Genomic DNA, 19,806 nt, shown 5'->3' on the forward strand with positions numbered 1-19,806 from the left:
GGAGCGCGCACCGGACGCGGCGTCAGGCGAGCCGCGCCGGGAACCCGCCGGTGGCGACGGGACCCCAGTCGGTGGGCGTCACGCGGATCAGCGACTTGCCCTGGTCGAGCATCGCCTGGCGGTACTCGTCCCAGTCGGGGTGCTCGCCGGAGATGGTGCGGAAGTACTCGACCAGCCCTTCGACGGCCTCGGGCACGTCGAGCACCTCCGCCTCGCCGTTGACCTGCACCCACGGCCCGTCCCAGTCGTCCGAGAGGACGAGGACGCTGACGGCGCGGTCGCGGCGCACGTTGCGGGTCTTCGCCCGCTCCGGGTAGGTCGACACGACCAGGCGTCCGGCGCCGTCGACGCCGCCCGTCACCGGCGAGGCCTGGCTGGTGCCGTCGGCGCGCCGGGTGATGAGCACGAAGCGGTGCCGGGGTCGGACGAAGTCGAGGAGTCCCTCGAGCTCGACGCGGGTGGTGGTGGCCACGGTGCGGGGCATCGGCGTCCTTCCGGTCGCGGGCGGGTGCGGGTCGCTCACCCCGAGTCAACCGGTGACCGACGGCGCAGCCAACCCCCGGAGGAGTCGGGTGGTGCTCAGGCCGCCGCGGATCCCGCTCGCAGGCCGGCCGCCTCGCGGGCGAGCCGCTCGACCTCGGCCCAGTCGCCGCGTCGTACGACGTCGGCCGGGGTGAGCCAGGATCCGCCGACACACCCGACGTTGGGCAGCGCGAGGTAGGACGCCGCGCTGGCGGCGGTGATGCCGCCGGTCGGGCAGAACCGCGCGTCGGGCACCGGCGAGGCGATCGACTTGAGCCACGGCGCGCCGCCGGCGGCCTCGGCGGGGAAGAACTTCATCTCGGTGTGGCCGGCCTCGAGCACGGCCATCACCTCCGACACCGTCGCGGTGCCGGGCAGGAAGGGCAGGCCCGTGCCGGCCATCGCCTCGAGCAGGGTCGGCGTGGCGCCGGGGGAGACGAGGAAGGTGGCGCCGGCGTCGCGGGCCGCCTCGGCGTGGGCCGGCGCGAGCACGGTGCCGGCCCCGACGAGGATGTCGGGCACCTCGGCGGCGATCGCCCGGATCGCGTCGAGGGCGACGGGGGTGCGCAGGGTCAGCTCGATCGCGGGCAGGCCGCCGGCGACGAGGGCGCGGGCCAGCGGGACCGCGTGGGCGACGTCCTCGACGACGACCACCGGCATGACCGGGACGACGTCGAGCAGGGACCCCACGGTCGGGGACTCAGGCGTGCTGGGCAACGGGCACCTCCGGGGACGGCATGTCGAACGCGGGGAAGACGCTGGCGCCGGCGTCGGCGGGACCGACGGTGGCGCGGAAGGCGGCGAAGAGCTCGCGGCCGGTGCCGGCGAACTCGGCGCCCTCGGGCGCGCGGCCGGTCGCCGGGCGGCTGCGCAGCGCGGCCTCGTCGGCGACGACCAGGCGGCCCGTGAGCGCGTCGACGGTGACGACGTCGCCGTCGACGATCCGCGACAGCGGACCACCGAGCGCGGCCTCCGGGGTGACGTGGATGGCGGCGGGGACCTTGCCGGAGGCGCCGGACATGCGGCCGTCGGTGACGATGGCGACCTGCTGTCCGCGGTCCTGCAGCACCCCGAGCGCGGGGGTGAGCTTGTGCAGCTCGGGCATCCCGTTGGCCGCCGGTCCCTGGTAGCGGATGACGGCGACGAGGTCGCGGCCGTCGAGCCGCCCCTCGGCGAAGGCGGTGAGGAAGTCGGCTTGGTCGTCGAAGACCAGCGCCGGCGCGGTGACCACCCGGTGCTCGGGAGCGACGGCGGACGTCTTGATGACGGCCGTGCCGAGCGGGCCGGTCAGCACCTTGAGGCCGCCGTCGGGGGCGAAGGGCTGGTCGGCCGGCCGCAGCACGTCGTGGTCGAGGCTGGCCTTGGGGCCCTCCTCCCACGTGAGGTCGTCGCCGCGCAGCACCGGCTCGCGGGTGTAGAGCGACAGCCCGCGGCCGACGATCGTCTGGACGTCCTCGTGCAGCAGGCCGGCCCCGAGGAGGGTGTGCACGAGGTAGGCGATGCCGCCGGCGGCGTGGAAGTGGTTCACGTCCGCCTGGCCGTTGGGGTAGATCCGGCACAGCAGCGGCACGACGGCCGAGAGGTCCGACAGGTCCTCCCACGTCAGCGCGATCCCCGCGGCGCGGGCGATGGCGACGAGGTGGAGGGTGTGGTTGGTCGAGCCGCCGCTGGCGAGCAGGGCGACGCAGGCGTTGACGATCGTGCGCTCGTCGACCAGCTCGCCGATCGGTGTCGGCTCGCCGCCCTGGCGGGTGATGGCCACCGCCCGGGCCGCAGCCGCCCGGGTGAGCGCGTCGCGCAGCGGCGTACCGGGGTTGACGAAGGAGGAGCCGGGCAGGTGCAGGCCCATCACCTCCATCAGGAGCTGGTTGGAGTTGGCGGTGCCGTAGAACGTGCAGGTGCCGGCCGAGTGGTAGGACGCGGCCTCGGCCTCGAGCAGCTGCTCGCGGGTGGCCTTGCCCTCGGCGTGGAGCTGGCGGATCCGCGCCTTCTCGGCGTTGGGCAGGCCCGAGGGCATCGGCCCGGCGGGGACGAAGACGGTGGGCAGGTGGCCGAACGACAGCGCGCCGATGAGCAGCCCGGGCACGATCTTGTCGCAGACGCCGAGCAGCAGCGTCCCGTCGAACATGTCGTGGCTGAGCGCGATCGCGGTGGACATCGCGATCACGTCGCGGCTGTAGAGGGACAGCTGCATCCCGGCGCGACCCTGGGTGATCCCGTCGCACATGGCCGGGACGCCGCCGGCGACCTGGGCGAGCCCGCCGGCGCGCACGGCCGCCTTCTTGAGCACGGGCGGGTAGTCCACGAACGGCTGGTGCGCCGACAGCATGTCGTTGTAGCTGGTGACGATCGCGAGGTTGGGCTTGGTGCGACCGCGCAGGGCGGTCTTGGCGGCCGGCTCGCTGGCGGCGAAGCCGTGCGCGAGGTTGGCGCAGCCGAGGTCGGTGCGCGCGGCCGGGCCGGTGCCGGCGGCGGCGCGCACCCGGGAGAGGTACGCCGCGCGCGAGGCGGTGCTGCGCTCGACGAGCCGGGCGGTCACCGCGGCGACGACGGGGTGCATGCGGTCGGTGGTCATTCGATCTCCTGCCAGGTGCGGCCGTCACGCTCGAGGAGCATGGCCGCGGCGGTCGGGCCGGACGTGCCGGCGGGGTAGCGCTTGGGGTGGTGGCCGTCGGCCCTCCAGCGGCACAGGATCGGCTCGACCCAGGCCCAGGCGGCCTCGACCTCGTCGCGTCGCATGAAGAGGGTCGGGTTGCCCTTGATGACGTCCATGAGCAGCCGCTCGTAGGCGTCGGGCGACCGCTCCGAGAAGGCGGTCGCATAGCTGAGGTCGAGCGAGACCGGGTGCAGCCGGATGCCGCCGGGGCCGGGCTCCTTGGCGGTCATGTGCAGCCGCATGCCCTCCTCCGGTTGGAGCTGGATGTGCAGCCGGTTGCCCAGCACCGCGCCCTCGGAGTGCGGGAACATCGCGTGCGGCGGCTCCTTGAAGACCACGACGATCTCCGACAGCCGCCGGCTCATCCGCTTGCCGGTGCGGAGGTAGAACGGCACCCCGGCCCAGCGCCAGTTCTGCACCTCGGCGCGCATCGCGACGAAGGTCTCGGTGCTCGAGCCGGTGTGCCCGAGGTCCTCGGCGTAGGACGCCACCACGCGGCCGTCGACGACGCCCTGGCCGTACGCCCCGCGGACGGTGTCGCGGTCGACGTCGGCGGGCCCCATCGGCTTGAGCGCCTGCAGCACCTTGAGCTTCTCGTCACGGACCGTCTCGCGACCGACGTACGTCGGCGGCTCCATGGCGACGAGGCACAGCAGCTGCAGGAGGTGGTTCTGCACCATGTCGCGCAGCGCGCCCGAGGTGTCGTAGTAGGCGCCGCGGTCGCCGACGCCAAGGGTCTCGGCAACGGTGATCTGCACGTGGTCGACCCAGCGGGAGTTCCACAGCGGCTCGAGGAACGTGTTGGCGAACCGGGTGACGAGGAGGTTCTGGACGCTCTCCTTGCCGAGGTAGTGGTCGATCCGGAAGACCTGGTGCTCCTCGAAGACCCGGCCCACGGCGTCGTTGATCCGCTGCGCCGAGGCGAGGTCGGTCCCGACCGGCTTCTCCATGACGACGCGCGAGGTCGGCTCGACCACGCCGATCTCGTCGAGCCGCTCGCAGATGGGCCCGAACAGCGCGGGCGCGACGGCGAGGTAGAAGGCCCGGACCACGCCTCGGTCGCGCTCCTTGAGCATCCCGTGCAGGTGGTGCCACCCGTCGGGGTCGCTCGCGTCGACCGTCAGGTGGTGGAGCCGGTCGAGCATCCGGTCGACGGCGGCCGGCTCGAGGTCGGCCGGGTCGACGTGGCGACCGAGCGCCCCGCGGGCCAGGGCGCGGTAGGCCGCGTCGTCGTGGTCGCTGCGGGAGGCGCCGATGATGCGGAAGTCGCGGGGCAGCTGGTGCTCGCGCTCGCGGTGGTAGAGGGCCGGCAGCAGCTTGCGCAGCGCGAGGTCCCCGGTGCCGCCGAAGACGACGAAGTCGCAGTCCGGGAGCTCGGTGGCGAGCTCGGTCGTGGGCAAGGTCACGCGACGACGCTAACCCATCTTCGGCTCACTGTGACCCCTTCTTAGGACTTTCGTGTGCATAAGTCGGCGAGGGATGGGTCTTCACGCCTAGGATCTCGGCGATGAACGAGACCGCAGGGGACCTGCTCGAGCTGGTGCGCACCGGCCGGGCCAGCACCCGCTCCGAGCTGCGCCGGCTGACCGGCATGTCCCGCACCGCGGTCGTCTCCCGCGTCAACGCCCTCGCCGACGCGGGGCTGCTGCTGCTGGGCGAGGAGCTGGCCAGCACCGGCGGTCGACCGCCCGGCAGCCTCGTCTTCAACGTGGACGCGGGCGTCGTCCTCTCGGTCGCCGTCGGCCGCTCGCGCACGCAGCTGGCGGGCTTCGACCTCGCCGGCACCGAGCTCGCGACCGCGTCCGTCGAGCACGAGGTCGGCGCCGGCCCCGACGCGGTCCTCCCGCCGGTCGCCGCCCGACTCGGCGACCTGCTCCCCGACGACCGGCCGGTGCTGGGCGTGGGCGTCAGCCTCCCCGGCGCCATCGATCCCGAGCGCGCGGTGAGCCTCGCCTCCCCGGTGATGGCGGGCTGGGACGGCGTCGACCTCGCGCCCTACGTCGCCGACGTCACCGACGCCCCGCTCCTCGTCGGCAACGACGCCGACGTGCTGGCCCTCTCCGAGCGGCTCGGGCACGGCGCGACGTACGCCGACATGCTGGTGCTCAAGGCCTCCACCGGCCTCGGCCTGGGGATCGTCGCCGGCGGCGAGGTGGTCAGCGGCCACCTCGGCGGCGCCGGGGACCTCGGGCACGTCAAGGTCGGGGCGGGTGCCGGTCGGTCATGCCGGTGCGGCGCCGAGGGGTGCCTCGAGACGGTGGCGGGCGGCTGGGCGCTGGTGGCGCGGCGCGCCGGCTCCGGCCGCGACGTCCACCACGTCCGCGAGCTGACCGCGCTCGCGATCGCCGGCGAGGCCGAGGCCCGCGCGATGCTGCGCGAGAGCGGCCGGCTGGTCGGCGAGGTGTTGGCCACCGCGATCACGCTGCTCAACCCGCAGGCGGTCGTCGTGGGCGGCGACATGTCCGCCGCCTTCGACGTCTACGCCGCCGGCCTGCGCGAGAGCGTCTACGCCGCCTCCACCGTCCTGGCCACCCGCGACCTGCAGGTGCTGCCGTCGACGTACGGCGACCGCGCCGGCCTGGTCGGGTGCGCGGTCATGGCGCTCGACCACGTCCTGGCTCCCAGGTCCGTCGACGCCCGGCTCGCCGAGCTCGCACGCGAGGGTCCGAGCGCGGCCCCGAGCGCGTGGTGAGCACCTAGGATCGCGGCCATGGGGGAGCAGCGCGCGCGGAGGAACGGCCCACGCCGGTCCCCCAGCATGGCGGAGGTGGCCGAGCGGGCGGGGGTGTCCCACCAGACGGTGTCGCGCGTGCTCAACGACGCCTCGCTCGTCAAGGAGGAGACCCGGCTGCGGGTCCAGTCGGCCATCGAGGAGCTCGGCTACCGCCGCAACTTCGCCGCCCGGGTCCTGGCCACCAACCGCTCGCGCCGGATCGGGATGGTCACCGCCCACCTCGCCCTGCACGGCCCGAGCATGATCGCGCTCGGCGTGCAGGAGGCCGGCCACCGCGAGGGCTACGACGTCTCGCTCGTGGGGCTGTCGGAGTTCTCCCTCGAGGCGCTGCAGAGCGCCGTCGACCGGCTCTACGACCAGGCCGTCGAGGCCATCGTGGTCGCCGTCGCCCACCGCGAGGCAGCCGAGATGACACGCTCCCTGCAGCTCACGATCCCGCTGGTGACGGTGCAGGGCGTCACCGCGGGCGCCCCGCTTACTGCCGGCATCGACCAGGCAGCGGGCGCCGAGCTCGCGGTCGGCCACCTGCTCGACCTCGGGCACCGCAAGATCGCCCACCTCAGCGGCCCCCTCGACTGGGTCGAGGCCGACCAGCGGCGCGCCGGCTGGCGGCGCGCGCACGAGCGGCGCGGCCTGCTCCCCGGACCCGAGCTCGACGGCGACTGGTCGGCCGACAGCGGCCACGCCGCGGGGCTGATGGTCGCCGACGACCCCGACGTCACCGCGGTCTTCGCCGGCAACGACTCCATGGCGCTCGGGCTGCTGCACGCCCTCCACGAGCGCGGGCGCCGGGTGCCCGACGACATCAGCGTCGTCGGCTTCGACGACGTCCCCGAGTCGGCGTTCTACTGGCCCGCCCTCACCACGGTCTCCCAGGACTTCTCCGAGCTCGGCCGCCGCGCCCTGGACCTCGCCCTCGCCGCCGTCCGCGGCGACGAGCAGGCCACCGCCGAGCCGATCGAGCCCACGCTCACGGTGCGGGCCTCCTCCGCCCCGCCCTCGCGGACGTCCTGACGTCGGGTCTGCACGCCCCCGCCCCTCGCCCGCGGGTGGGCGGTGAGTGACGCAGGTTTTCCGCGCCCAGAACCTGCCTCACTCACCGCTTGGGGCGTGTCGGCGTACGACGCGCGGGTGGGCGGTGAGTGACGCAGGTTTTCCGTGCCCAGAACCTGCCTCACTCACCGCTGCGGGCGTGTCGGCGTACGACCCTCGGGTGGGCGGTGAGTGACGCAGGTTCTCCGAGCCCAGAACCTGCCTCACTCACCGCTCCAAGACCCCACCGCCAGAGTGAGCGTTCACATTTCAACGAGGATTTTGGGGAACGGCCACTTGACGACCACCGATGTTAGCGCTCACACTCATCGGACGTGACACCAGTCACACGGGCCGACAAGCCCCTTTGATGTGGAGGAATGACAGTGGTGAAGAAGACCTTGGTCGCTGTGGCGGCGATCTCTTTGAGCACCTTCGCTCTCACCAGCTGCGGGAGCAGCTCCGACGCGGACAGCGGGTCGGACAGCGGCGGTGGCGACGGGACCATCACGATGGGCTTCGCGCAGGTCGGCGCCGAGAGCGGTTGGCGCACGGCGAACACGAAGTCCATCCAGGAGACGGCGGAGGCCGAGGGCATCGACCTGAAGTTCACCGACGCCCAGGGCAAGCAGGAGAACCAGATCCAGGCGATCCGGTCCTACATCCAGCAGAAGGTCGACGTCATCGCCTTCAGCCCCGTCGTGGAGACCGGTTTCGACGCCGTCCTCCAGGAGGCCAAGGCGGCCGGGATCCCCGTGATCCTCACCGACCGCGCGGTCGACGTCGACGACCCGTCGCTCTACGAGACGTTCCTCGGCTCCGACTTCGTCCTCGAGGGCGAGAAGGCCGGCCAGTGGCTGGTGGAGAACGCCGCGGACTCCGACGTCGACGGTGACGGCACCGTCAACGTCGTCCAGCTGGAGGGTACGACCGGCGCCGCGCCGGCGATCGACCGCGCCGAGGGCTTCGCGTCCGAGATCGCCGCCGACGACACGATCGAGGTGACCGCGTCGCAGACCGGTGACTTCACGCGTGACGGCGGCAAGCAGGTCATGGAGTCGTTCCTGCAGTCCGACGACAGCATCGACGTCGTCTTCGCGCACAACGACGACATGGGCCTCGGCGCCATCGAGGCGATCGAGGCCGCCGGTCTCGAGCCCGGCAAGGACATCAAGATCATCACGATCGACGCGGTCAAGGATGGCATGCAGGCCCTCGCCGACGGCAAGATCAACTACATCGTCGAGTGCAACCCGCTGCTCGGGCCCCAGCTGATGGACCTCGCCCAGAAGGTCCTCGACGGCGAGGAGGTCCCCGAGCGGGTCGTCACCGAGGAGGCCGCCTTCACCCAGGAGCAGGCCAAGGAGGCCCTGCCCGACCGGCAGTACTGAGCCGCAGCGCGGCCCGCGCCACCCGCGGGCCGCGCCGCACCTCCCGTCACCCGGTCCGACGCACGACGAGGTCGGGTCGGTGACGAGTCCGTGCCACCTGCACCGGGCCCCTCCGCACGTCAGGCCGGGCCCGGTGCGCCGCCCACGGCAAGCACCCGCAGCAGCCAGAGAGGAACGAGATGACGCAGATGAAGTCGCAGCCGGAGGTCGCCGCCGCCCTGCCAGGTGACGACCGGCAGCCGGTGATCGAGATGCGCGACATCTCCATCACCTTCGGCGCCGTCCACGCCCTCGACAAGGTCTCCCTCCGACTGTTCCCCGGGGAGGTCCACGCGCTGATGGGCGAGAACGGCGCGGGCAAGTCCACGCTGATCAAGGCCCTCACCGGCGTCTACACGATCGACGCGGGCGAGGTGCTGGTCGAGGGCGAGGAGCACGCGTTCCACTCGCCCGCCGCGGCGCAGGCCGCCGGCATCAGCACCGTCTACCAGGAGGTCAACCTGGTCCCGAACCTGACGGTCGCCGAGAACATGCTGCTCGGCCGCGAGCCGCGGCGCCTCGGCTCCATCAATGTCCGGGAGATGAATCGCCGCGCCCGGCGCACGCTGCTGCACCTCGGCATCGACGTGGACCCCCGCACGGTCCTCGACGAGCACCCGATCGCCGTCCAGCAGCTCGTCGCCATCGCGCGCGCCGTCGACGTGGAGGCCAAGGTCCTCATCCTCGACGAGCCCACCTCCAGCCTCGACGCCGACGAGGTCGAGAAGCTCTTCACCGTCATGCGCCGGCTCCGCGCGGAGGGCGTCGCGATCGTCTTCGTGTCGCACTTCCTCGACCAGATCTACGAGATCGCCGACCGCATGACGATCCTGCGCAACGGCCGCCTCGTCGAGGAGCGCATGGTCGCCGACACCCCGCAGCTCGAGCTCGTACGCCTGATGATCGGCCGCGAGCTCGAGACGCTCGAGCGGCTCGACCGCGAGTCGCCCAACACCGACGCCGAGACCGGTGAGCCGCTGCTGAAGGCCGTCGGCCTCGGTCGCAAGAACACGTTGGAGGCCACCGACCTGGAGCTCTTCGAGGGCGAGGTCGTCGGCATCGCCGGCCTCCTCGGCTCCGGGCGCACCGAGCTCGCCCGCCTGCTCTTCGGCGCCGACACCGCCGACACCGGTGAGCTGACCTTCCGCTCCCAGCGTCGCCGCCTGCGCAGCCCGCGCCACGCCATCGACCGCAAGATCGCCTTCTCGAGCGAGGACCGCAAGGCCGAGGGCGTCGTCGGCGACCTCACCGTCGCCGACAACATGCTCCTCGCCCTGCAGGCCTCGCGCGGCTGGCTCCGCCCGATCCCGCAGTCGACGCGCACCCGGCTGGTCAAGGAGTACATCGAGGCGCTCGACATCCGCCCGGCCGACCCGACCGCCCTGATGCGCAACCTCTCGGGCGGCAACCAGCAGAAGGTGCTGCTCGCCCGCTGGCTCATCACCCAGCCCGAGATCCTCATCCTCGACGAGCCCACCCGCGGCATCGACATCGGCGCCAAGGCGCAGATCCAGGCCAAGGTCGCCGAGCTCTCCGCGCAGGGGCTGTCGGTGGTGTTCATCTCCGCCGAGCTGGAGGAGGTCCTCCGGCTCAGCGACCGGCTGGTGGTGATGCGCGACCGCCGCAAGATCGACGAGCGGACCAACCACGACGTCAGCGTCCGCGACGTCCTCGAGATCATCGCGGGCGAGGCCCGCACGCAGGAGGAGTCCCGTGCCTGAGTCCCCGACCCTCGCCCAGCGCGTGCTGCGGCACCAGCTGCTCTGGCCGGTCCTGGCCCTGGCGGTCCTGCTGCTCGTCAACGTCGCGGTCAACACCTCGTTCCTCGACATCCGGATGCAGGACGGCCACCTCTACGGCAACGTCGTCGACATCCTGCGCAACAGCGCGCCGGTGATGCTGGTCGCGCTCGGCATGACCCTGGTCATCGCCACCCGCGGCATCGACCTCTCGGTCGGCGCGATCGCCGCCATCGCCGCGGCCGTCGCCTGCACCCGCATCATCAACGCCGGCGACGAGGCCGCGCTGAGCACCGCCGTGATGGCGATGACCTACGCCGTCGTCGTCTGCATCGTGCTCGGCGCGTGGAACGGGTTCCTGGTCTCGGTGCTCGGCATCCAGCCGATCATCGCGACGCTGATCCTCATGGTCGCCGGCCGTGGCATCTCGATGGCGATCACCGACGGACAGATCACCACCGTCAACAACCCGTGGTTCAGCGACCTCGCGTCCGGCTTCGTGCTGACGCTGCCGCTCGCGTTCCTCGTCGCGGTCGGCATGCTGCTGTTCACCGCGGCGCTGACCCGGCGTACGGCGCTGGGGATGCTGATCGAGTCGGTCGGAATCAACCCCGAGGCGAGCCGGCTCGCCGGCGTCCGGGCCCGCACGATCATCTGGACCGTCTACGCCTTCTCCGGCCTCTGCGCCGGGATGGCCGGCTTGGTGATCGCCGCCAACACCAACTCGGTCAACGCCAACAGCCTCGGCCTGTGGATCGAGCTCGACGCCATCCTCGCCGTCGTCATCGGCGGCACGTCGCTGATGGGCGGCCGCTTCTCGCTGGCCGGCACGTTCATCGGCGCGATCTTCATCGCGACGCTGACCCGCACCATTCCCAACATCGGGATCCCGTCGGAGGTCAACTACCTCTTCAAGGCGATCGTCGTCATCGCCGTGTGCCTCCTCCAGTCGCCCAAGGCGCGCGGCCTCCTGCGCGTACGCCGACCGGGCGGCCCGACCCCGGGTGCCCCGACCCCCGTCCTCGCGAAGGCAGGTTCCGCAGCATGAGCGCCGTCACCGTCCCCACCGAGTCGACGTGGGACCGCGTCCGGACCTACCGACCGCCCAATCGCTACCTGCCGATCATCGCCACGGCCGCGCTGTTCATCGGGCTCTTCGGCGTCGGCGGCCTGCGCTACGAGGGGTTCTCCGACCCGCAGGTGCTGCTGAGCCTGCTCATCGACAACGCCTTCCTCATCGTGCTCGGCGTCGGGATGACGTTCGTCATCCTCACCGGCGGCATCGACCTGTCGGTCGGCTCGGTGGTCGCGCTGTCGACGATGATCGCCGCCAAGACCCTCGAGATGGGCTGGTCGCCCTACGCCTCCATCGGCGCGGTGCTGGCCACCGGCACCGTCCTCGGCCTGCTCATGGGCCTGCTCATCCACTACTTCGACATCCAGCCCTTCATCGCGACACTGGCGGGGCTGTTCCTGGCGCGCGGGCTGACCTACCTGATCAGCGTCGAGTCCATCTCCATCAAGGACCCGACCTTCATGGACCTCGCCTTCCGCACCCTCTACATCGGCGACTACTACCTCCGCTGGACCGCGGTCATCGCGCTGGCCACGGTCGTCGTCGCGGCGTACGTCCTGGCGCGCACCCGCTTCGGCCGCACGGTGTACGCCATCGGCGGCAACGAGGCGTCGGCGATGCTGATGGGGCTCCGGGTGGCGGCGACCAAGGTCGGCGTCTACGTCATCAGCGGTTTCTGCGCCTCGCTCGCCGGCCTGCTCTTCGCGCTCTACATCCTCTCCGGCAACAGCCTGCACGCGATCGGCATGGAGCTCGACGCCATCGCCGCCGTCGTCATCGGCGGCACGCTGCTCACCGGCGGCCGCGGCTACGTCGTCGGCTCGCTCCTCGGCGTGCTGGTGCTCGGCATCATCAAGACGCTCATCTCCTTCGACGGCACCCTCAGCTCCTACTGGATCCGGATCATCACCGGCCTGCTGCTCCTCGCCTTCGTCGTCGTGCAGCGCTTCGCCACCAGGCGCCAGGCATGACCGACGTCGTCCCGCGGCCCGACGCCGACCCCCAGCGCAGGCGTACGCCGGTCATGGCCGACGTCGCCCGGCTGGCCGGCGTCTCGCACCAGACGGTGTCCCGCGTCGTCAACGGGCAGGACAACCTGCGCCCCGCCACCCGGGAGAGGGTCGAGGAGGCGATCCGCCAGCTCGGCTACCGGCCCAACACCGCGGCCCGCGCGCTGGTCACCCGCCGCTCGGCCACGATCGGCGTCATCGGCTCCAAGAGCGGCTACTGGGGACCCTCGACCGTGCACCGCACGATCCAGGCCGCCGGCCGCGAGGCGGGCTACTTCGTGAGCTCGGTCAACCTGCAGAGCCTCACCCGCAGCGAGCTCGTCGACGCCATCGACCACCTGCGCGACCAGGGCGTGGAGGGCATCGTCCTCATCTCCGCCACCGACGAGGCGGTCGAGGTGGCGCGCGCCCAGGAGCACCTCGGCACCCCGGTCGTGGTCGTCGAGGGCGACCCGGACCGGACCCACTGGACGGTCGGCGTCGACCAGGTCGCCGGCGCCGAGCTCGGCACCCAGCACCTCATCGACCTCGGGCACACCGACATCGTCCACCTCGCCGGCCCCCAGGAGTGGACCGAGGCGCGGGCCCGGCTGCACGGCTGGCGCACCGCGATGTACGCCGCCGGGCTGAGGCCGTCGGAGCACGTGACCGGCGACTGGTCGGCCGCCAGCGGCTTCGAGGCCGGGCAGCGGATCGCGGCCCGCGAGGACGTCACCGCGGTGTTCTGCGCCAACGACCAGATGGCCCTCGGCCTGCTGCGCGCCCTCAGCGAGTCCGGCCGCACCGTGCCCGACGGCGAGCGCGGCGTCAGCGTCGTCGGCTTCGACGACATCCCCGAGGCGCCCTACCTCGTCCCGCCGCTCACGACCGTGCGGCAGGACTTCCAGGCGGTCGGCCGCCGGGCCATCGAGATCCTCCGCGCCGCCCTGTCCGGCGACCCCGCGCCGGGTCGCCTGATCAACCCCGAGCTCGTGGTGCGCGCCAGCAGCGCAGCACCCGTCGAGAGGAAGCACTGACATGCCCGACGCCTCCACCGGCCAGGCCGACGAGCACTACGTCGTCGGCGTCGACTACGGCACCCTGTCCGGCCGCGCGGTCGTCGTCCGGGTCTCCGACGGGGCCGAGCTGGGCACCGCGGTGCACGCCTACCCCCACGCCGTGCTCGAGCGGTCGCTGCCCGCCCACCTCGCCGGCAGCGAGCGCCGGCTCCCGCCGGAGTGGGCGCTGCAGGTGCCTGAGGACTACCGGGAGGTGCTGAAGGTCGCCGTCCCGGCCGCGCTCGCCGCGTCCGGCGTCGACCCGGACCGGGTCATCGGCATCGCCACCGACTTCACCGCCTGCACGATGGTCCCGACGCTCGGCGACGGCACCCCGCTCAACGAGGTCGACGGCCTGCAGGACCGCCCGCACGCCTACGTCAAGCTGTGGAAGCACCACGCCGCCCAGGGCCAGGCCGACCGCATCAACCAGCTCGCCCGCGACCGTGGGGAGCCGTGGCTGCCGCGCTACGGCGGGCTCATCTCCTCGGAGTGGGAGTTCGCCAAGGGCCTCCAGCTGTTCGAGGAGGACCGCGAGCTCTACGACCGGATGGAGCACTGGGTCGAGGCCGCCGACTGGATCGTGTGGCAGCTCTGCGGCGACTACGTCCGCAACGCCTGCACCGCCGGCTACAAGGGCCAGCTGCAGACGTTCGACGGCCAGGACGCCGCCTACCCCTCGACCGCCTTCCTCGGCGAGCTCGCCGACGGCTTCGAGGCCTTCGTCGCCGACAAGGTCGAGCACCCGATCGGCCAGCTGGGGGAGCGGGCCGGCACGCTCACCGCCGAGGCGGCGGGGTGGACCGGGCTGCCCGAGGGCATCGCGGTGGCGGTCGGCAACGTCGACGCCCACGTCAGCGCCCCCGCCGCGCAGGCCGTCGGTGCCGGTCAGATGGTCGCGATCATGGGCACCTCGACGTGCCACGTGATGAGCGCCGAGGTGCTGCGCGAGGTGCCCGGCATGTGCGGGGTCGTCGACGGCGGCATCGTCGAGGGCCTGTGGGGCTACGAGGCGGGCCAGAGCGGCGTCGGCGACATCTTCGGCTGGTTCGTCGACCACGGCGTGCCGGCCTCCTACACCGAGGCGGCCGCGGCCGCGGGTGAGTCGGTGCACGAGCACCTCACCCGCCTCGCCGGGGAGCAGGAGATCGGCGAGCACGGCCTGGTCGCGCTCGACTGGCACTCCGGCAACCGCTCGGTGCTCGTCGACCACGAGCTGTCCGGGCTCGTCGTCGGCCAGACCCTCGCCACCCGCGCCGAGGACGTCTACCGTGCCCTGCTCGAGGCCACCGCCTTCGGCACCCGGGTCATCGTCGAGACGTTCCGCGACAGCGGCGTGCCGGTCGAGGAGTTCATCGTCGCCGGCGGGCTGCAGAAGAACGCGCTGCTCATGCAGATCTACGCCGACGTCACCCGCCTGCCGCTCTCGGTCATCGACTCCGACCAGGGCCCGGCCCTCGGCTCCGCCATCCACGCAGCCGTTGCGGCGGGCGCCTACGACGACGTGCCGGCCGCGGCCAAGCAGATGGGCAAGGTCCGCCGCCACGTCTTCGTGCCCGACGAGGCGCGCGCCGCGGCGTACGACGATCTCTTCGAGCAGTACGTCGCGCTGCACGACCACTTCGGCCGGGCCACCACCACCATGCGCCGGCTCAAGGCGATCCGCCGCGACGCGGTGGCCCGCCGCACGACCGCGACCGAGGGGAGCCGCTGAGATGACCGCCGTCTCCGACGTCACCGACACCATCTCGGAGCTGCGCCGCGAGGTGTGCGCCCTGCACGAGCAGCTCACCCGCTACCAGCTCGTCGTGTGGACCGCCGGCAACGTGTCGGCGCGGGTGCCCGGGCACGACCTGCTCGTCATCAAGCCGAGCGGGGTGTCCTACGACGACCTCACGCCCGACAACATGGTCGTCTGCGACCTCGACGGCCGGGTGGTCGAGGGCGAGCACGCGCCGTCCTCGGACACCGAGGCCCAGGCCTACGTCTACCGCGAGATGCCGCATGTCGGCGGCGTGGTGCACACCCACTCGACCTACGCCACGGCGTGGGCGGCGCGGGGCGAGGCGGTGCCGTGCGTGCTGACGATGGGCGCCGACGAGTTCGGCGGCGAGATCCCCGTCGGGCCGTTCGCGATCATCGGCGACGACTCGATCGGCCGCGGCATCGTCGACATGCTCCGCGACAGCCGCTCGCCCGCGGTGCTCATGCGCAACCACGGCGTCTTCACCATCGGCCCCACCGCCCGTGCGGCGGTGAAGGCGGCCGTGATGTGCGAGGACGTGGCGCGCACCGTCCACGTCTCGCGCCAGCTCGGAGAGCCCGTGCCGGTCGCGCAGCACCACGTCGACGCCCTGTTCGACCGCTACCAGAACGTCTACGGCCAGCGCTGACCGCGCCGGACACCCACCCACCTGTGCCGCCACGAGCGGTGCGACCACCGAGGAGACCCATGAGCATGACGTCCAGCCCCGTCCCCGAGGTCTGGTTCCTCACCGGGAGCCAGTCCCTCTACGGGCCCGAGACCCTCGACCAGGTGGCCGAGCAGTCGCGGGGGATCGCCGAGCGTCTCGCCGAGGTGGCCGACCTGCCGGTCTCGGTGGTGTGGAAGCCCGTGCTCCTCGACGCCGGCTCGATCCACCGCCAGATGCTCGAGGCCAACTCCGACCCCTCGTGCGTCGGCGTCGTCGCGTGGATGCACACCTTCTCGCCGGCCAAGATGTGGATCGCCGGCCTCGACGCGCTGCGCAAGCCGCTGCTGCACCTGCACACCCAGGCGGGCATGGAGCTGCCGTGGTCGAGCATCGACATGGACTTCATGAACCTCAACCAGGCCGCCCACGGCGACCGGGAGTTCGGCTACATCCAGTCGCGGCTCGGGGTGGCCCGCAAGACCGTCGCCGGCCACGTCGAGTCGCCGGTCGTCGCCGAGCGCATCGCCCGCTGGACCCGCGCGGCCATCGGTCGGCACGAGCTGGCGCACCTCAAGCTGGCGCGCTTCGGCGACAACATGCGCGACGTCGCGGTCACCGAGGGCGACAAGGTCGAGGCGCAGCTGCGCTTCGGCGTCTCGGTCAACACCTACGGCGTCAACGACCTCGTCGCGGTCGTCGACGCGGTCTCCGACGCCGACGTCGACAAGCTCGTGATCGAGTACGCCGACACGTACGCCGTCGCGCCCGAGCTGCTGCCGGGTGCCGAACGGCACGACTCGCTGCGCTACGGCGCGCGGATCGAGCTCGGCCTGCGCGAGTTCCTCACCGCCGGCGGCTTCGGCGCGTTCACCACCAACTTCGAGGACCTCGGCGGCCTGCGGCAGCTGCCGGGCCTGGCCGTGCAGCGGCTGATGGCGGACGGCTACGGCTTCGGCGGCGAGGGCGACTGGAAGACCTCGGTGCTCCTGCGCGCCACCAAGACGATGGCGGGCGGACTGCCCGGCGGCACGTCGTTCATGGAGGACTACACCTACCACCTGGTCCCGGGCGAGGAGAAGATCCTCGGCGCCCACATGCTCGAGGTCTGCCCGACCATCACCACGCAGCAGCCCACGCTCGAGGTGCACCCGCTCTCGATCGGCGGCCGCGAGGACCCGGTGCGGCTGCGCTTCACCGCCGACCCCGGCCCGGCGGTCGTGGCCGGCCTGTCCGACCTCGGCGACCGCTTCCGCCTGACGGTCAACGAGATCGACGTCGTCGAGCCCGACGAGGCGCTGCCGCAGCTGCCCGTCGCGTGCGCGGTGTGGGAGCCGCGCCCCTCGCTGTCGACGTCGGCCGAGGCCTGGCTGATGGCCGGCGCCCCGCACCACACGGTGCTGTCCAAGGCGGTCGACGCCGAGGTGCTCGAGGACTTCGCCGAGATGACCGGCACCGAGATGGTCACCATCGACGCCGATACCACGCCGCGCAGCTTCCAGCGCGAGCTGCGCTGGAACGCCGCCTACCACCGCCTCGCCCAGGGCCTCTGAGCCCGGGTCTGTGAGAATCGAGGACATGTCGCAGATGGAGCACCGCACTCTCGGAAGGACCGGCCGCGAGGTCTCGGTCGTCGGCCTGGGCACCTGGCAGCTGGGTGCCGACTGGGGCGAGGTCAGCGAGGACGACGCCCGCGCGGTCCTCGAGGCCTCGGCCGAGGCCGGCGTCACGTTCTACGACACCGCCGACGTCTACGGCGACGGCCGCAGCGAGCAGCTCGTCGGCCGCTTCGTCGCGGCCCACCCCGACGCCGGCTTCACCGTCGCCACCAAGATGGGCCGCCGCGCCGAGCAGGTGCCGGCCAGCTACGTCGAGGCCAGCTTCCGCGAGTGGCTCGACCGCTCGCGCACGAACCTCGGCGTCGACACCATCGACCTCGTGCAGCTGCACTGCCCGCCGAGCGAGGTCATCGACGCCGACGAGACCTACGACGTGCTCGACCGCCTCGTCGACGACGGCGTGATCGCGGCCTACGGCGTCAGCGTCGAGACCGCCGCGCAGGCGCTCAGCGCCATCGCCCGCCCGCACGTCGCCAGCATCCAGATCATCCTCAACGCCTTCCGGATGAAGCCGCTCGACGAGGTGCTGCCGGCGGCCGCCGCCGCAGGTGTCGGCATCATCGCCCGCGTGCCGCTCGCCTCCGGGCTGCTGTCGGGCAAGTACGACCTCGACACCTCGTTCGCGGAGGACGACCACCGCAACTACAACCGCGACGGCAGCGCCTTCGACGTGGGGGAGACCTTCTCCGGCGTCGACTACGCGACCGGTGTCGAGGCGGCGCAGGAGTTCTCCGCGCTCGTCTCCGACGCCGGGCTGTCCGACGTCACGCCGGCGCAGGCCGCGATCGCCTGGGTCTGCCAGCAGCCCGGCGTCTCGACGGTCATCCCGGGCGCCCGCAACGTCGACCAGGCGGCGTCCAACGCGGCTGCCGGCCAGGTCGGCGAGCTGCCCGCGTCGTTCCTCGACGGGGTGGCCGAGCTCTACGACCGGAGGATCCGGGCGCAGGTCCACGGCCGCTGGTAGGCGTACCTTCACGCGGACCTGCGGTCCACGCACCTCCTCTGACCCCGAGCCGGGGCCAGCCGTCGCCGGCTGGCCCCGGCTCGTTCGACGAACGACCCGTCGCTGGCGCCGGTGGCTACGAACAACCACCAGGAGACAGCCGACTTAAGGCCAGGCCATGTGGGACACCGTGCAGACCAACGACGTGCACCTGTCGCACGACATGCCCTGCGCGCGCTGCGGACATGACGCCCACACGTTCCTCCCGTGCGGCACCGACTGCGCCTGCGCCCACGTCATGCCCGGGCGCGGCTGACGTCAGGGGTCCTTGGGCATGACGACCCACCCGATGAGGTAGGCGATCTCGCCCGCTCCCACGAGGCCGAAGATCACGAACCCGAGGCGGACCAGGCCCCGCGAGATCCCGAACCTGTCTGCGAGGCCGGCGCAGACCCCGGCGATCCATCTGCCCTGTCGGGGGCGCACCAACCGCGAAGTAGCCATAGCCATCCCTAGCGTGCCGCGCCGGCACCCGCAAGAGCCGGGGCCCTGGCGGCCGAGCGAGGCGGCGGTTCGTCGTCGGCTCGTCGCCCACGCGTCAACCGCTGGACGCCCCGAGCCGCCACGATGGGCGTTGACAAGGGGAACGACCGTTCTCTACAGTCGAGCGACGGAGAACGTTCGTTCTCCACCAGGCAACCAGGAAGAGGGCGAGACGCATGGGCACCATCACCGTCGGCACCGAGAACTCCACCGACATCGAGCTGCACTACGAGGACCACGGCAGCGGCCAGCCGGTCGTGCTGATCCACGGCTACCCGCTCAACGGCGACAGCTGGGAGCTGCAGTCGCGCGAGCTGATCGACGCCGGCTACCGCGTCATCACCTACGACCGCCGCGGCTTCGGCGGCTCCTCCAAGGTCGGCGTGGGCTACGACTACGACACGTTCGCCGCCGACCTCAACACCCTCCTCGAGGAGCTCGACCTGCGCGACGTGGTCCTCGTCGGCTTCTCCATGGGCACCGGCGAGCTGGCCCGCTACGTCCGGCAGTACGGCACCGAGCGCGTCGCCAAGCTGGCCTTCCTCGCCTCGCTGGAGCCCTACCTGGTCGAGCGTGACGACAACGAGGGCGCCGTCCCGCAGGACGTCTTCGACGGCATCGTCGAGGCCGCCCGCACCGACCGCTACGCGTGGTACACGCAGTTCTTCAAGGACTTCTACAACCTCGACGAGAACCTGGGCTCGCGGATCAGCGAGGAGGTCGTCCGCGGCAGCTGGGCCACCGCCGTCAGCAGCGCGCCGATCGCGGCGTACGCCGTCGTACCGGCCTGGCTCGAGGACTTCCGTCCGGACGTCGAGGCGGTGCGCGACGCAGGCCTGCCCACGCTGATCCTGCACGGGACCGCCGACAACATCCTGCCGGTCGACGTCACCGGTCGCCGGTTCCGCGAGCTCGTGCCCGCCGCGGAGTACGTCGAGATCGAGGGCGCCCCGCACGGCCTGCTGTGGACGCACGCGGCGGAGGTCAACGAGTCGCTGCTGAAGTTCGTCCAGGGCTGACGCCTCGACGATGCCCGGCTGGAGAACACGCGTTCT

General features: G+C 72.2%; 18 protein-coding genes. 13 read left to right on the forward strand and 5 right to left on the reverse strand.

Going from position 1 to position 19,806, the window contains the following annotated elements; genetic code table 11:
• Positions 1-22: 22 nt before the first annotated feature.
• The 4 genes from HN031_RS09115 to zwf form a co-directional block, all read right to left on the reverse strand.
• Entirely contained in the window at positions 23-484 is a 462-nt protein-coding gene (locus HN031_RS09115) for a PPOX class F420-dependent oxidoreductase (protein ID WP_172269175.1), read from the reverse strand.
• 95 nt (positions 485-579) lie between these two features.
• Positions 580-1,239, reverse strand: coding sequence for a bifunctional 4-hydroxy-2-oxoglutarate aldolase/2-dehydro-3-deoxy-phosphogluconate aldolase (gene eda, locus HN031_RS09120; protein ID WP_253943041.1), 660 nt, complete (start codon positions 1,237-1,239; stop codon positions 580-582).
• Positions 1,223-3,082, reverse strand: coding sequence for a phosphogluconate dehydratase (gene edd / locus HN031_RS21050; protein WP_367650774.1), 1,860 nt, complete (start codon positions 3,080-3,082; stop codon positions 1,223-1,225). The genes eda and edd overlap by 17 nt, the downstream gene beginning before the upstream one ends.
• A gap of 11 nt (positions 3,083-3,093) precedes the next feature.
• Positions 3,094-4,584, reverse strand: a complete 1,491-nt coding sequence (zwf, locus tag HN031_RS09125; protein WP_367650708.1) for a glucose-6-phosphate dehydrogenase — start codon at positions 4,582-4,584, stop codon at positions 3,094-3,096.
• A gap of 101 nt (positions 4,585-4,685) precedes the next feature.
• On the opposite strand from zwf, the gene HN031_RS09130 reads away from it, so the two are divergent.
• The 12 genes from HN031_RS09130 (at position 4,686) to HN031_RS09185 (ending at position 18,524) form a co-directional block, all read left to right on the forward strand.
• Complete coding sequence (locus tag HN031_RS09130; protein WP_172269181.1) at positions 4,686-5,870, forward strand: ROK family protein; 1,185 nt, start codon at positions 4,686-4,688, stop codon at positions 5,868-5,870.
• A gap of 18 nt (positions 5,871-5,888) precedes the next feature.
• Positions 5,889-6,926: a LacI family DNA-binding transcriptional regulator gene (locus tag HN031_RS09135; protein WP_172269184.1), complete on the forward strand. Its 1,038-nt coding sequence runs from the start codon at positions 5,889-5,891 to the stop codon at positions 6,924-6,926.
• 398 nt (positions 6,927-7,324) lie between these two features.
• A complete protein-coding gene (locus HN031_RS09140) occupies positions 7,325-8,335 on the forward strand; it encodes an ABC transporter substrate-binding protein (protein ID WP_172269187.1) in 1,011 nt (336 codons plus the stop codon).
• Positions 8,336-8,514: 179 nt separating this feature from the next.
• Positions 8,515-10,095: a sugar ABC transporter ATP-binding protein gene (locus tag HN031_RS09145; protein WP_253943042.1), complete on the forward strand. Its 1,581-nt coding sequence runs from the start codon at positions 8,515-8,517 to the stop codon at positions 10,093-10,095.
• Positions 10,088-11,161: an ABC transporter permease gene (locus HN031_RS09150; protein WP_367650709.1), complete on the forward strand. Its 1,074-nt coding sequence runs from the start codon at positions 10,088-10,090 to the stop codon at positions 11,159-11,161. Before HN031_RS09145 ends, HN031_RS09150 begins: the two co-directional genes overlap by 8 nt.
• Positions 11,158-12,159, forward strand: a complete 1,002-nt coding sequence (yjfF, locus tag HN031_RS09155) for a galactofuranose ABC transporter, permease protein YjfF (protein WP_172269190.1) — start codon at positions 11,158-11,160, stop codon at positions 12,157-12,159. The genes HN031_RS09150 and yjfF overlap by 4 nt, the downstream gene beginning before the upstream one ends.
• Positions 12,156-13,214, forward strand: a complete 1,059-nt coding sequence (locus HN031_RS09160) for a LacI family DNA-binding transcriptional regulator (RefSeq protein ID WP_216652093.1) — start codon at positions 12,156-12,158, stop codon at positions 13,212-13,214. Before yjfF ends, HN031_RS09160 begins: the two co-directional genes overlap by 4 nt.
• A 1-nt stretch (position 13,215) precedes the next feature.
• Positions 13,216-14,949, forward strand: a complete 1,734-nt coding sequence (gene araB, locus HN031_RS09165; RefSeq protein WP_172269192.1) for a ribulokinase — start codon at positions 13,216-13,218, stop codon at positions 14,947-14,949.
• Position 14,950: 1 nt separating this feature from the next.
• Positions 14,951-15,628 (forward strand): L-ribulose-5-phosphate 4-epimerase, encoded by a 678-nt coding sequence (locus HN031_RS09170; RefSeq protein ID WP_172269195.1) that lies wholly within the window; start codon positions 14,951-14,953, stop codon positions 15,626-15,628.
• Positions 15,629-15,693: 65 nt separating this feature from the next.
• Positions 15,694-17,199 carry an L-arabinose isomerase gene (araA, locus tag HN031_RS09175; RefSeq protein WP_172271521.1) on the forward strand — a complete coding sequence of 502 codons (1,506 nt, stop codon included), beginning with the start codon at positions 15,694-15,696 and terminating at the stop codon, positions 17,197-17,199.
• A gap of 25 nt (positions 17,200-17,224) precedes the next feature.
• Positions 17,225-18,229 carry an aldo/keto reductase gene (locus HN031_RS09180; protein WP_253943043.1) on the forward strand — a complete coding sequence of 335 codons (1,005 nt, stop codon included), beginning with the start codon at positions 17,225-17,227 and terminating at the stop codon, positions 18,227-18,229.
• A gap of 157 nt (positions 18,230-18,386) precedes the next feature.
• Entirely contained in the window at positions 18,387-18,524 is a 138-nt protein-coding gene (locus HN031_RS09185) for a hypothetical protein (protein ID WP_172269198.1), read from the forward strand.
• A 2-nt stretch (positions 18,525-18,526) separates the two neighbouring features.
• Here the strand turns inward: HN031_RS09185 and HN031_RS09190 are convergent, their stop codons facing one another.
• A complete protein-coding gene (locus tag HN031_RS09190) occupies positions 18,527-18,694 on the reverse strand; it encodes a PspC domain-containing protein (protein ID WP_367650710.1) in 168 nt (55 codons plus the stop codon).
• Positions 18,695-18,927: 233 nt separating this feature from the next.
• Between HN031_RS09190 and HN031_RS09195 the strand changes: the two genes are divergently transcribed.
• Complete coding sequence (locus HN031_RS09195) at positions 18,928-19,770, forward strand: alpha/beta fold hydrolase (RefSeq protein ID WP_172269204.1); 843 nt, start codon at positions 18,928-18,930, stop codon at positions 19,768-19,770.
• Positions 19,771-19,806: the final 36 nt, after the last annotated feature.

This window comes from Nocardioides sp. zg-1308 (assembly GCF_013155375.1).
Taxonomy (GTDB): domain Bacteria; phylum Actinomycetota; class Actinomycetes; order Propionibacteriales; family Nocardioidaceae; genus Nocardioides; species Nocardioides renjunii.

Excerpts from the sequence above, each read along its gene's own strand:
- yjfF (WP_172269190.1), top strand. The coding sequence starts at position 11,158 with ATGAGCGCCGTCACCGTCCCCACCGAGTCGACGTGGGACCGCGTCCGG.
- araB (WP_172269192.1), top strand. The coding sequence starts at position 13,216 with ATGCCCGACGCCTCCACCGGCCAGGCCGACGAGCACTACGTCGTCGGC.
- HN031_RS09135 (WP_172269184.1), top strand. The coding sequence starts at position 5,889 with ATGGGGGAGCAGCGCGCGCGGAGGAACGGCCCACGCCGGTCCCCCAGC.
- HN031_RS09185 (WP_172269198.1), top strand. The coding sequence starts at position 18,387 with ATGTGGGACACCGTGCAGACCAACGACGTGCACCTGTCGCACGACATG.
- HN031_RS09180 (WP_253943043.1), top strand. The coding sequence starts at position 17,225 with ATGTCGCAGATGGAGCACCGCACTCTCGGAAGGACCGGCCGCGAGGTC.
- HN031_RS09140 (WP_172269187.1), top strand. The coding sequence starts at position 7,325 with ATGACAGTGGTGAAGAAGACCTTGGTCGCTGTGGCGGCGATCTCTTTG.
- HN031_RS09170 (WP_172269195.1), top strand. The coding sequence starts at position 14,951 with ATGACCGCCGTCTCCGACGTCACCGACACCATCTCGGAGCTGCGCCGC.
- HN031_RS09145 (WP_253943042.1), top strand. The coding sequence starts at position 8,515 with ATGACGCAGATGAAGTCGCAGCCGGAGGTCGCCGCCGCCCTGCCAGGT.
- HN031_RS09130 (WP_172269181.1), top strand. The coding sequence starts at position 4,686 with ATGAACGAGACCGCAGGGGACCTGCTCGAGCTGGTGCGCACCGGCCGG.
- HN031_RS09115 (WP_172269175.1), bottom strand. The coding sequence starts at position 484 with ATGCCCCGCACCGTGGCCACCACCACCCGCGTCGAGCTCGAGGGACTC.
- HN031_RS09160 (WP_216652093.1), top strand. The coding sequence starts at position 12,156 with ATGACCGACGTCGTCCCGCGGCCCGACGCCGACCCCCAGCGCAGGCGT.
- HN031_RS09195 (WP_172269204.1), top strand. The coding sequence starts at position 18,928 with ATGGGCACCATCACCGTCGGCACCGAGAACTCCACCGACATCGAGCTG.
- edd (WP_367650774.1), bottom strand. The coding sequence starts at position 3,082 with ATGCACCCCGTCGTCGCCGCGGTGACCGCCCGGCTCGTCGAGCGCAGC.
- araA (WP_172271521.1), top strand. The coding sequence starts at position 15,694 with ATGACGTCCAGCCCCGTCCCCGAGGTCTGGTTCCTCACCGGGAGCCAG.